The sequence below is a fragment of the Pseudomonas sp. MYb13 genome (assembly GCF_002980075.1).
Lineage (GTDB): Bacteria > Pseudomonadota > Gammaproteobacteria > Pseudomonadales > Pseudomonadaceae > Aquipseudomonas > Aquipseudomonas lurida.
In genome coordinates this window covers 134,019-146,281 of record NZ_PCQI01000014.1, presented here as the reverse complement: position 1 = coordinate 146,281, position 12,263 = coordinate 134,019, and the positions used below count along the sequence as shown (strand labels likewise).

Genomic DNA, 12,263 nt, shown 5'->3' with positions numbered 1-12,263 from the left:
ACTCCTTCTGGGCTTCGATGAACTGAAGCAACTCGCTGTCGAATTCTGCGTAACTACTTGTTTACCAAGGAGTTTTCCGTTTCGACTGCGCCGGAAGTGGGGCGAATTATAGACTTCCAGAATCTGCCGTCAACCCTTAATTACGTTTTTGTTGCAGAAAGTGGTTTTTTCGCGATAAGCCGTGGGATTCGTCGCATCACAGGCGGTATCCGCAGCACCAGGAGCAACGCACCTATAGAAGCATAGAGAGCCCATTCCTTCAGATCTGCTCGCACGATCCACAGCATATGCAGCAAGCCGAGCCCAAGAATCACATACACCAGGCGATGCAGCTTCTTCCAACGACTTCCCAAACGACGCTGGCTGTAACGATTCGACGTCACCGCCAAAACCAACAGCAACAGGAAGCCCAGCGCCCCCACTATAATGTAGGGCCGCTTGCGCAACTCCACACCCAACTGCGACCAGTCCAACCCCAGCACAAACACACAGTACGCAGCCAGATGCAGCACTACATAGGCAAAGCACCACAAACCCAGTTGGCGGCGTACCGCTATCCACCCCGCCCAACCACTAAGCTTCTGCAGCGGTGTCATTGCCAGGGTGATCAGCAGCAGAATCAATGTACCGAGCCCCAACCGATCTACCAGCACCTTGCCTGGATCGGGCCCGAGGGCAGAACCCCACGCCTCATAGAGCCAGAACAGCGGCCATATCGCCGCTGCTATAAAGACGCTCATGCGCCAGATCGGGTAACGCATCAGTAATTCTTCCGCAGGTCTAGGTCGGTATAAAGAGACGCCACCTCATCCGAGTAACCATTGAACATCTGCGTCTCACGCACATTAGGACTAAACAAGCCACTGGGCAGACGGCGCTCACGGGCCTGAGTCCATCGAGGGTGATCAACCGTCGGGTTTACGTTTGCATAGAAGCCATACTCATTGGCAGCAATGCTCTGCCAAGTGGTTTTCGGCTGTTCGCTCACGAGACTGATCCGCACAATGGACTTCACACTCTTGAAGCCATACTTCCACGGCACCACCAGGCGCAGGGGCGCACCATTCTGATTAGGCAATTCGCGCCCATACATCCCCACCGCCAGGATCGCCAGAGGGTTCATCGCCTCATCAAGACGCAACCCCTCCACATAAGGCCAGTCGATCAAGCCAAAACTCGAACGCTGCCCCGGCATGCTCTTTGGATCCTGGAGGGTTTCAAAACGGATGTACTTGGCTTTGGAGGTCGGTTCAACCTGCTTGAGCAACGCTGAAATCGGAAAACCGATCCAGGGAATCACCATGGACCACGCCTCGACGCAGCGCAGGCGGTAGATCCGCTCTTCCAACTGATAAGGCTTCATGAAGTCTTCCAGGGCGTAACGGCCTGGCTTCGCAACCTCGCCATCGATGACAACGCTCCAGGGTTCGGTCTTGAGTGAACCGGCATTCGCTGCCGGATCACCCTTGTCGGTACCGAACTCATAGAAGTTGTTGTAGTGCGTGGCGTCCTTGAAGGGCGTGATCGCCTCGCCCTTCACCGTGACTGCCTGCCATTGGGTGCCCGGCAGCTTGTCGGCAAACCAGCTCGGCGCCCTGCCCGCCTCGACATCGGCATAACGCGAAGCGTCTTCAGCGCTGGCCCAACGCGGCAAAGTGCTGGCTGCCATGCCGGCAAGCGCACCACCGAGCAAAGCACGACGAGAGAGATAGAAGGATTCAGGAGTGACGTCGGACTCGTGGCAATCGGACGCTTTAGGCAATTTGATTAACATGGCAACTCCGCAGCATTGGAGAACTGATGTACCAATAGACTGCGGAGTATGGGGGAAATTACATTAAGGCAACGTTTTGTCGCGGCGCAGATGCAGCAGATACTGAACCGGCCCCGACGCAGCGTAAACCAGGAAGGCCAACAACAGAATGCGCGGCGGATCACTGAACACCACGGCGAATACCAGCACCACTGCCAGGATCGCCACAAAAGGCACACGCCCCTTCAAGTCCAGCTCCTTGAAGCTGTTGTACTTGATGTTGCTGACCATCAGCATGCCGGCCGCGGCCACCATCAAGGCCACCAGGAACGACATTTTCGAACCCTGGATGCCGTAATCACTGAACGCCCAGACGATACCCGCCACCACACCGGCGGCAGCAGGGCTGGCCAAACCGATGAAGTAACGCTTGTCGGCAGTTCCCACCTGGGTGTTGAAGCGCGCCAGACGCAGAGCGGCCCCGGCGACATAGATGAAGGCAACCATCCAGCCGACCTTACCCATATCACCCAGCGCCCAGGCAAATGCCAGCAACGCAGGGGCGACGCCGAACGCGACCATGTCCGACAGCGAGTCGTACTCGGCACCGAACGCACTTTGCGTGTTAGTCATGCGTGCCACGCGCCCATCCAGGCCGTCGAGCACCATGGCGACGAAGATTGCGATGGCAGCAAAACCGAAGTACTTGCTAGCGCTCGCCGCATCACCCGCCGCCAGCGCGCTTTGGGCGCTCATGGAATTGATGATGGAATAGAATCCGGCAAACAGGTTCGCCGTGGTGAACAGGTTGGGCAGAAGATAGATGCCACGATGCCGGACCTTGCGACCTTCCGCGTCATGCCCTTCTTCGACATGCTCATCGATCGGCAGCAGGCTTTCGGCTTCAGAAGCCTGGCTTGGCTCTTCGGGACGTTCGCTCATGGACTTTACCTTGCAACGGTGTGAAAAAAATACGACCAATACTTGCGGCGAGTGTTCGCCCGCAAACGATGCAGCTTTATACCAGAACAAGCCCCCAAACGAAAAAACGCGGCCTAAGCCGCGTTTTTCCTTGATGCGTACGACTTAGTTCTTGGCTTTGTCGACGATCTTGTTGGCACCGATCCACGGCATCATGGAGCGCAGTTGCTCGCCGATGACTTCGATACCGTGAGCGGCGTTGTTACGACGCTTGGCGGTCATCGAAGGGTAGCCGGTAGCGCCTTCGCTGATGAACATTTTGGCGTATTCGCCGTCCTGAATACGTTTCAGGGCGTTGCGCATAGCCTGGCGGGACTCGGCGTTGATCACTTCCGGACCAGTCACGTACTCGCCGTATTCGGCGTTGTTGGAGATCGAGTAGTTCATGTTGGCGATACCGCCTTCGTACATGAGGTCAACGATCAGCTTCAGTTCGTGCAGGCATTCGAAGTAGGCCATTTCCGGCGCGTAGCCCGCTTCAACCAGGGTTTCGAAACCGGCTTTCACCAGTTCAACGGTACCGCCGCACAATACGGCTTGTTCGCCGAACAGGTCGGTTTCAGTCTCGTCCTTGAAGGTGGTTTCGATGATGCCGGTACGGCCGCCACCGACGCCAGCAGCGTAGGACAGTGCCACGTTCTTGGCATTGCCCGATGCGTCCTGGTAGATCGCGATCAGGTCAGGGATACCGCCGCCCTTGACGAACTCGGAACGCACGGTGTGGCCCGGCGCTTTTGGCGCGATCATGATCACGTCAAGGTCAGCGCGTGGCACGACTTGGTTGTAGTGGATCGCGAAGCCGTGGGAGAAGGCCAGGGTAGCGCCCTTCTTGATGTTCGGCTCGATTTCGTTCTTGTACAGCGCGGACTGGAACTCGTCCGGGGTCAGGATCATGACCAGGTCGGCAGCAGCAACGGCGGAAGCAACGTCAGTCACTTTCAGGCCGTGGGCCTCAGCCTTGGCAACAGTGGCCGAGCCTTTGCGCAGGCCGACGGTCACGTCAACGCCGGAGTCTTTCAGGTTGCAAGCTTGCGCGTGACCTTGGGAGCCGTAGCCGATGATGGCGACTTTCTTGCCCTGGATGATCGACAGGTCACAATCTTTATCGTAATAAACTTTCATGAGGTTCCTCTATATATCCAGGCCGTAAGGCCATTCGCTAATTTGGGTTAGATGCTGAGTACTTTGTCGCCACGGGCAATCCCGGTGACACCACTGCGTACGGTTTCCAGAATCGAGGCCGTCCCGATCGACTGGATGAAGCTGTCCAGCTTGTCGCTTGTACCGGTCAGTTGAACGGTATAAACGCTGGCGCTCACATCAACGATCTGCCCGCGATAAATGTCGGTAGTCCGTTTGATCTCGGCACGTTGGGCACCCGTGGCCTTGACTTTAACCAGCATCAGCTCGCGCTCGATGTGGGCACTTTCCGACAGGTCGACCAGCTTGACCACTTCGATCAGCTTGTTGAGGTTCTTGGTGATCTGCTCGATCACCTCATCGTGGCCAACAGTCGTCAACGTCAGGCGCGACAGGGTCGGGTCTTCGGTCGGGGCCACGGTCAGGCTTTCGATGTTGTAGTTACGTTGCGAAAACAGGCCGACAACACGAGACAGAGCGCCGGGTTCGTTCTCCAGAAGCAGGGAGATAATGTGCCGCATGATTAAGTACGCTCCGTCTTGTTCAGCCACATGTCGCGCATAGAGCCGTCTTTGATCTGCATCGGGTAGACGTGCTCGCTGGTATCCACCTGAATATCGATGAACACCAGGCGGTCCTTCATGGCGAACGCCTCTTCCATCTTCGGCTTCAGATCTTTCAAATCGGTGATGCGAATGCCGACGTGGCCATAGGCTTCAACCAATTTGACGAAATCTGGCAGCGACTCCATGTAGGAATGGGAGTGACGGCTGTTGTAGCTCATGTCCTGCCATTGACGAACCATGCCCAGCACGCCGTTGTTCAAGCAGACAATCTTCACCGGAAGGCCGTACTGCAGGCATGTCGACAACTCCTGGATGTTCATCTGGATGCTGCCCTCACCGGTGACGCATGCGACGTCGGTGTCGGGGAAGCTCAGCTTCACACCCATGGCCGCAGGGAAACCAAAGCCCATCGTGCCCAGGCCACCGGAGTTGATCCAGCGGTTCGGCTTGTCGAACTTGTAGTACTGCGCGGCGAACATCTGGTGCTGGCCCACGTCGGAAGTCACAAAGGCATCGCCCTTGGTCACTTCGCACAGGGTCTCGATCACGGTTTGTGGCTTGATGATGCTGCCGTCGCCCTTGTCATAAGGGAAAAGGCCGCGATCACCGCGCCATTCGTCGATCTGCTTCCACCAGCTGGCAACGGATTCCTTGTTCGGCGTCTCGCCAATGTCCTTGAGTGCGGCGACCATTTCGGTCAATACGCTTTCAACAGGACCTACGATCGGCACGTCGGCCTTGATGGTCTTGGAAATAGACGCCGGGTCGATGTCGATATGGATGATCTTGGCATTCGGGCAGAATTTGCTCGCGCCGTTGATCACTCGGTCATCGAAACGCGCGCCCACCGCCAGGATCACGTCGGCGTGGTGCATCGCCAGGTTGGCGGTGTAGCTGCCGTGCATGCCGAGCATGCCGACGAACTGACGGTCCGAACCCGGAAAGGCACCGAGGCCCATCAAGGTATTGGTCACTGGCAGGTTGAGCAGCTTGGCCAGTTCGGTCAAAGGCGCAGAACCGCCGCCCAGAATCACGCCACCGCCGGAGTACAACACTGGACGCTTGGCCGCCAGGAGCATTTCTGCCGCCTTGCGAATTTGCCCCGAGTGCCCACGGACGGCCGGGCTGTAGGAACGCAGCTTGGCTTTCTTCGGGAAGATGTATTCGAATTTTTCCGCTGGGTTGGTCATGTCTTTCGGGATATCGACCACCACGGGGCCCGGACGACCGGACTGCGCGAGGTAGAAGGCCTTTTTCATGACTTCCGGGATTTCCGACGCATGCTTGATCATGAAGCTGTGTTTCACGATCGGCCGGGAGATACCGATCATGTCGGTTTCCTGGAATGCATCGGTGCCGACCATGGTGCTCGCCACCTGGCCGGAAATGATCACCATCGGGATGGAGTCCATATACGCAGTCGCGATGCCGGTAATGGCATTGGTCGCGCCAGGGCCGGACGTTACCAGTACCACGCCGGCTTTACCGGTGGCACGGGCGTAACCGTCAGCCATATGGGTCGCGGCCTGTTCGTGGCGAACCAGGATGTGGGTAACAGCCGGTTCCTTGAACAGTGCGTCGTAGACATGCAGCAGAGCACCGCCTGGGTACCCGTAGATATAGTCGACGCCTTCGTCACGCAAAAAGCGGACGAGCATCTCACCGCCAGATAAAAGCTCCACGTTGTTCACCTCTAAAACGCCAGAATACCGTCCGTTAAAAACCGACGGGTCTTAATAGGTTTACTTCTCAACAGAGCATGAGCGACGGTGGTCGCCGACTACGTCAGCACTGACTGAGCAAGTATTGGGATCGTCCCAAGTGTTGCGGGCTTTTCCCACCCAGCGCGAGGTAACGCGTTGCGGGTGTTACAGGTCGGCGCGGATATGCGCCTCATGATCTGCTGAGCGGGCCTGCTTCTGGCAGTCCCGATACAGCGGACTTTGGATTCTTCTGTTTCAGGCCCTTCAAGTCAAGCAATAATTGCGCTTTTTTCCAACTAAGCGCATGAGAACGTAGAAGAAAGGGCTCTGAGGAGGGATAAAACTCGCCTGAATGTCGTCAAGCGGTAGAAATGTGCGCAAGACTGCCGGAAAACCCGGCAGTCAGGCAATTAACGAGCGTCGACGATCAATTGGTCGAACTTTTTCAGCGCATTGCGCAAGCCGAGGCTTTGCAGCGGACGGTCGGCGTAGACCATCTCGGCCATTTCCAGGATGCCCGAGGCATTGGGCAGCGGCAGATCCTGTTCGAGGATCTGCTTCATGCGCACCAGGAATATCCATTGCAGCCACTGGTGAAAATCCAGGGTGTCCACCGAAAACGGCTCGACGGAGCTGAGCGCTTCGATGCTGGGGGGCACGTCGTCCCACCAGCCCTGCACGCGCAACTCTCGCTCAATCAGCAATAGCTGTTCGGCAATTGCGGGAAACCGTGCATCCATCAGAGGCTGACCTTGGCTTTCTGGCGCGCCTGGGCAGCACCGGCAGCGTCGCCTTGTGCGGCACGTGCGTCGCCAATCAGTGCCCACAGGCTGGCTTGAAGGTCAGGACGACCATTGGCCAGGGTCAGGCCACGACGGGCGAACTGCTCGGCCTGCGGTGCATCGCCCTGGGCCATCCGTACCTGGGCCAGGCGATACAAGACTTGCGGCTCACGCGGTGCCACACGCTGGGCACGCTCCAGACTCGACGATGCACCATTGAGGTCACCACCTGCCTGCTGTTGCTGTGCCGTGGTCAACAGGGCCAGCACCGGGCCGTCCAATTGCTCGTCAGCCGACAAGCCACCGCCACTGGAGGACGACGGAATGCCACTCGGCGTCGATGGCATGTTGTAGGTGCCCTGGTTGAGCGGGGCCGTCTGAATCGGCGTGGTATCGATCGGGCCGGTGTTGCTCGCCCCTGGGGTCCACGGCTCGGCGCTGATTGGCGCCGATGTCGCGGCACCACCGCCTGGCACCATCACGACCACGCCCGAATCCTGCGGCATGGCTTGGGGCTTGGCTTGGGCGGGACGATTGGTCACGGTCTGGCGGAAACCGCCATTGGCCGAGATCCGGTCGTTATTGGACACGGCAGTGCTCGAATCCACCACGGGAATGGAGCCGCGCTGCACGCTGGAGCAACCACTGAGCAAAGCCAGGGCTGTAATAGCTGGAATCCACCACTTGTTCACTTGAAACCCTCTTTGCTTAATTCATCCAGCCCTTGACCCAATCCATCACCGACTCCGCATCAGCAGGGGCACTGCCACCGCATGCGGCGCCGGGTGGCGGTTCGCTGCCGCGAATATACGGCATCTGCACCGCGCCCGGACAGTTGGCATCGGAGCCCTGGCCAGTGTGCGGATCAATCCAGGCCTGCACGATGTTATCTGGCTGCGGCATGTTCAACGGCAGCGGGTCAGCCTTGCGCATGAAGCTGGTCCAGACCTGCAGCGCACCGGTAGCGCCGGTAAACGGCGTCTTGCCGTTATCGTCGCGTCCCAGCCACACCACCGCCAGCACGTCCTGGCCAAACCCTGCGAACCAGCTGTCACGCGAGTCATTACTGGTACCGGTCTTGCCTGCCAACGTCAGGTTCGCCGGCAGCACGCTGTAGACCGAACGCCCGGTACCTTCGCGCATCACGCGCTGCATGGCGTTCTGGATCAGGTAGATGGAGCCGGCATCGAACCGCTGCTGGATCTGGAACGGGTAGCGTTTGAGCGGCTCGCCCTCAGCGGTCAGCACGCTGCGGATCCCGCGCATGGGGGTATTGAAACCACCATTGGCGAGGGTCTGGTACATGGTCGCGACTTCCATCGGCGTCATCGCGCCAGCGCCCAGCAGGATCGACGGGAACGCCGGGAACTCACGATTGACACCCAGCCGCGCTATCGTCTTGAGGACATTCGGCACGCCGACCTCAAGGCCCAGCCGCGAGGTGGAAATGTTGTAGGAATGTGCAATGCCCTGGTAGAGGAACACCGTCCCGTGGGAGCGACGATCAAAGTTCTGCGGCGTCCACACCTGGCCATCGCCCCCTTTGACCGACAGCGGATCATCCGACAGCCAACTGGTCAGCGTGTACTTGCTCGGCTTTTCCAACGCGGTCAGGTAAACGGCAGGCTTGACCAGCGAACCGATGGGGCGCACCGCATCCAGCGCGCGGTTGAACCCCGCAAAACTGGCTTGGCGACTGCCGATCATGGCCTGTACTTCACCGGTTTCCGGGTTGGTCACGACCATGGCCGCTTCCACTTCATCGGAACCTTTGCGGCCTGTCAGGCGCTTGAAGGTGTCATTGACCGACGCTTCGGCCTTCATCTGCAGGATCGGGTCGAAACTGGTGAAGATCCGCAGGCCTTCTTCGGTCAAGTCTTCATCGCGGTAGTCTTCACGCAGCTGGCGCTTGACCAGGTCGATAAAGCCCGGGAAGGAGCTGTCTGCCAGCTTGCCACGGGTGGTGACACCCAACGGCATCTTCTTCGCTGCAGCCACTTGTTCAGCCGTGGCAACGCCCTGCTGTTCAAGCACGTCGAGCACGAGGTTACGACGTTCCAGCGCTCGCTCCGGGTTGCGGCGAGGGTTGTAGTAGGAAGGCCCCTTGACCATGCCCACCAGCAACGCGACCTGGTGCAGCTTCAGTTCGGACAGCGGCTGGCCGAAGAAAAACTGACTGGCCAAGCCGAAACCGTGCACTGCGCGTTGGCCGTCCTGGCCGACGAATACCTCGTTGAGGTAGGCCTCGAGGATTTCCTGCTTGCTGTAGTGCAGCTCAAGCAGCATCGCCATCATGGCTTCGGTGAGCTTACGGGTCAGGCTGCGTTCGTTGGTGAGGTAGAAGTTCTTGACCAATTGTTGCGTCAGCGTACTGCCGCCCTGGGTCATCTTGCCGCCGGAGGTGTTCACCCAGACCGCACGGGCGATCGACTTCGGCGAGACGCCCCAGTGGTGGTAAAAATCGCGGTCTTCAACGGCGACCAGGGTTTCCAGCAGGTAAGGCGGCACCTGATCAAGCTTGATCAGGATGCGATCTTCAAGGTTTTTCGGGTAGATGCCGCCGATCATCAGCGGCTCGAGGCGCACCACCGGCAGCTTCGAGCCGTTGAGGGACGACAGCTCGGCAACGTAGTCACCGGAAAAGCGCACGCGCACAGGCTGGGCTTTTTCCAGGCCCTCGTAGAACTGGAAGCCACGGGTATTGAGGTCGACAGTGTTACCACTGACAGCCGCAGCACCCGGGCCGTTGCTCACGGGTTCGCGGCGATAGCCCAAGGCATCGAGCTCGGTAAGGAAGTCATCCTTGCTCAGCTTCTGGCCGGTGAACAACTCCAACGGACGGGCGTACACCTTGGCAGGAATGGTCCAGCGCTTGCCGGAGAATTTCTCTTGCACCACGGCGTCGAGATACACCGCAAAGCCGGCGAGCACCACAAGGCCTACCAGGCCGAGTTTGAGCGCCCAGCCCAGCCAGGGGCGCAGGCCGCGGGAAGGAGGTTTTTTACGGGAACGGGGAGATCGGGTTCGAGTCATGGCGGCGGATTATACGCACTTTATTGACGATCAACATGAGCCGGACAGCGGTTTGCACGACCGGCTGCAACAGCCATAATGCCCGCCATGTTTTTCCTCAGACTCCGAAGGATCGCCCGTGAGCCAGTCCCTGATCGCTGCCCTGCAAAACCCGGCTTTATACCCCCATCCGGTTGAAGCGTTCCAAGTCATCGAGACCCATATTTCCTGGGTCGTACTGACCGGCCCCTACGCCTATAAACTGAAGAAACCGATGAACTTCGGCTTCCTGGACTTCACCGACCTGGAAAAGCGCGGTCACTTCTGCAACGAAGAGCTGCGCCTCAACCAGCGCCTGACCGAAGATTTGTATCTTGAAGTGCTGCCGATCACTGGCACCGCCGAGGCGCCGCAGTTGGGCGGCGACGGCCCAGTCATCGAGTACGCCTTGAAAATGCGCCAGTTCCCGCAGAGCCAACTGCTCAGTACCCTGCAAGCCAACGGCGAACTGACCAGCGCGCACATCGACGAAATGGCCAGGCAGATTGCGCAGTTCCACCTCGCGGCTCCCAAAGTCCCGCAGGAACACCCGGCCGGCACACCGGATGAGGTCATGGCACCGGTTCGCCAGAACTTCGACCAGATTCGCCCGTTCCTCAGCGACAAGGCCGACCTGGCCCAACTGGATGCCCTGCAGGCCTGGGCTGAAAGCAGCTTCGAGCGCCTCAAGCCGCTGTTCTCCCAGCGTAAGCAGCAGGGTTTCACCCGCGAATGCCACGGCGATATTCACTTGGGTAACGCCACCTTGATCGATGGCCACGTGGTGATCTTCGACTGCATCGAATTCAACGAGCCGTTCCGCTTCACCGATGTGTACGCCGATACCGGCTTCCTGGCGATGGACCTTGAAGACCGTGGCCTCAAATCCCTGGCGCGCCGCTTTATCAGCCAGTACCTGGAGCTGACGGGCGACTACCAAGGCCTTGAGGTGTTGAACTTCTATAAAGCTTACCGCGCCCTGGTACGCGCCAAGATCGCGCTGTTCAGCATGCCGAGCGAAGCCAGCCCGGTGCAACGCGCCACGACCCTGCGCCAATACCGCAACTACGCCAACCTGGCGGAAAGCTACAGCACTATCCCGTCGCGCTTCCTGGCAATTACCCACGGTGTTTCGGCCGTCGGCAAAAGCCATGTGTCCATGCGCCTGGTGGAAGCCTTGGGTGCCGTGCGCTTGCGCTCGGATGTGGAACGCAAGCGTCTGTTCGGCGAGCAGCATGTTGAGAACACCCCACAGGCCGGCATCTACGCGGCCGACGCCAGTGCAGCGACCTACGCACGCCTGAATGAAATGGCCGATACCGTACTGCGCGCCGGTTACCCGGTAGTACTGGATGCAACCTTTCTGAAGCGTGAACAACGCGATGCAGCGTCCAAGGTAGCCGAGGCCACCGGTGCGCCGTTCCTGATCCTGGATTGCAATGCGCCGCAAGCCGTTATTGCCAGCTGGTTGGCGCAACGTCAGGCGGACAAAAACGATCCTTCCGACGCAACATTGGCTGTTATCGAAGAACAGCAAGCCAACCGCGACCCGCTGACCGCCGAGGAACTGCTCCTCAGCAAGCGCGTCGAGACCAATGAAAGCGGGACCCTCGATGCTTTGGTGGCGCATATTCGCCAACGCTTGCCAGGCCTGTAAGAAAAATTTCTTGGTCGTGTCGCTTACTTAGAGCGCACGACCGAGCAATAGTGGCACTATAATGGCGCCATAAATCCAACAGGAGTCGCCATCATGAATCAGCCCAAGCTTCTTGATACTCCGCTTTACTCGCTCCTGCACAAAGACGATATCCGAGGCTTTAACCAGGAACGTCCGAAAGACGGCGTCATCGACATGCGCGGTGGCGACTTCCGTGGATTGGACTTGCGTGAACTGAACGCCACGGGCGTGGATTTTACCGACGCCTATTTCCGCTCCGCCGACTTGCGCGGCCTGGATCTGCGCGACTGCCCGTTGGAAGGCGCGAGCCTCGCCCATGCGCAAATTTCTGGAACCTACTTCCCGCCAGAACTGACCGCCGACGAGATCCTCATGTCGGTCAATTTCGGCACGCGTTTGCGCTACCGCACCCGCTGAATCCCTCCACGTCAGTCCCGGTATCGCGTAAGCGCACCCGGGACTTCCCGCCTGCCTGATCCCTCTATTTTTGTAAGCCTTTAGGCCGTTTCCGACTAAAGAACTACGCTTTTCCTACTGAGCGCTACACTCCTGTTCAGGCTTGCCTGGTCACGATACCCACCGCACCATTCGGCCGTCGCAAGGAGGCTT

General features: G+C 58.8%; 11 protein-coding genes. 2 read left to right on the top strand and 9 right to left on the bottom strand.

All coding sequences use genetic code 11. The features are described from left to right. Positions 1 to 140: 140 nt before the first annotated feature. The 9 genes from msrQ to mrcB all read right to left on the bottom strand — a co-directional run bounded on the left by msrQ (position 141) and on the right by mrcB (position 9,958). Entirely contained in the window at positions 141 to 761 is a 621-nt protein-coding gene (gene msrQ, locus CQ002_RS22310) for a protein-methionine-sulfoxide reductase heme-binding subunit MsrQ (protein ID WP_034107009.1), read from the bottom strand. Further along, complete coding sequence (gene msrP / locus CQ002_RS22305) at positions 761 to 1,774, bottom strand: protein-methionine-sulfoxide reductase catalytic subunit MsrP (RefSeq protein ID WP_105162860.1); 1,014 nt, start codon at positions 1,772 to 1,774, stop codon at positions 761 to 763. The genes msrQ and msrP overlap by 1 nt, the downstream gene beginning before the upstream one ends. Before the next feature lie 63 nt (positions 1,775 to 1,837). Next, complete coding sequence (gene pssA, locus CQ002_RS22300; protein ID WP_034107013.1) at positions 1,838 to 2,695, bottom strand: CDP-diacylglycerol--serine O-phosphatidyltransferase; 858 nt, start codon at positions 2,693 to 2,695, stop codon at positions 1,838 to 1,840. 144 nt (positions 2,696 to 2,839) lie between these two features. After that, entirely contained in the window at positions 2,840 to 3,856 is a 1,017-nt protein-coding gene (gene ilvC / locus CQ002_RS22295; protein WP_003176099.1) for a ketol-acid reductoisomerase, read from the bottom strand. Between the two features lie 47 nt (positions 3,857 to 3,903). Further along, the gene (gene ilvN, locus CQ002_RS22290; RefSeq protein WP_003176102.1) at positions 3,904 to 4,395 is read right to left on the bottom strand and encodes an acetolactate synthase small subunit; all 492 of its coding nucleotides are present in this window, start codon (positions 4,393 to 4,395) and stop codon (positions 3,904 to 3,906) included. 2 nt (positions 4,396 to 4,397) lie between these two features. After that, a complete protein-coding gene (locus CQ002_RS22285; protein ID WP_034108444.1) occupies positions 4,398 to 6,122 on the bottom strand; it encodes an acetolactate synthase 3 large subunit in 1,725 nt (574 codons plus the stop codon). Between the two features lie 431 nt (positions 6,123 to 6,553). Next, positions 6,554 to 6,883 (bottom strand): YqcC family protein, encoded by a 330-nt coding sequence (locus tag CQ002_RS22280; protein ID WP_034107015.1) that lies wholly within the window; start codon positions 6,881 to 6,883, stop codon positions 6,554 to 6,556. Then, positions 6,883 to 7,617: a tetratricopeptide repeat protein gene (locus tag CQ002_RS22275; RefSeq protein WP_105162861.1), complete on the bottom strand. Its 735-nt coding sequence runs from the start codon at positions 7,615 to 7,617 to the stop codon at positions 6,883 to 6,885. The genes CQ002_RS22280 and CQ002_RS22275 overlap by 1 nt, the downstream gene beginning before the upstream one ends. Positions 7,618 to 7,633: 16 nt before the next feature. Beyond that, positions 7,634 to 9,958, bottom strand: a complete 2,325-nt coding sequence (gene mrcB, locus CQ002_RS22270) for a penicillin-binding protein 1B (RefSeq protein ID WP_034107019.1) — start codon at positions 9,956 to 9,958, stop codon at positions 7,634 to 7,636. Between the two features lie 118 nt (positions 9,959 to 10,076). On the opposite strand from mrcB, the gene CQ002_RS22265 reads away from it, so the two are divergent. Both CQ002_RS22265 and CQ002_RS22260 read left to right on the top strand, forming a co-directional pair. Further along, positions 10,077 to 11,633 (top strand): bifunctional aminoglycoside phosphotransferase/ATP-binding protein, encoded by a 1,557-nt coding sequence (locus CQ002_RS22265; protein ID WP_034107021.1) that lies wholly within the window; start codon positions 10,077 to 10,079, stop codon positions 11,631 to 11,633. Positions 11,634 to 11,726: 93 nt separating this feature from the next. After that, positions 11,727 to 12,071, top strand: coding sequence for a pentapeptide repeat-containing protein (locus CQ002_RS22260; RefSeq protein WP_034107023.1), 345 nt, complete (start codon positions 11,727 to 11,729; stop codon positions 12,069 to 12,071). Positions 12,072 to 12,263 lie beyond the last annotated feature (192 nt).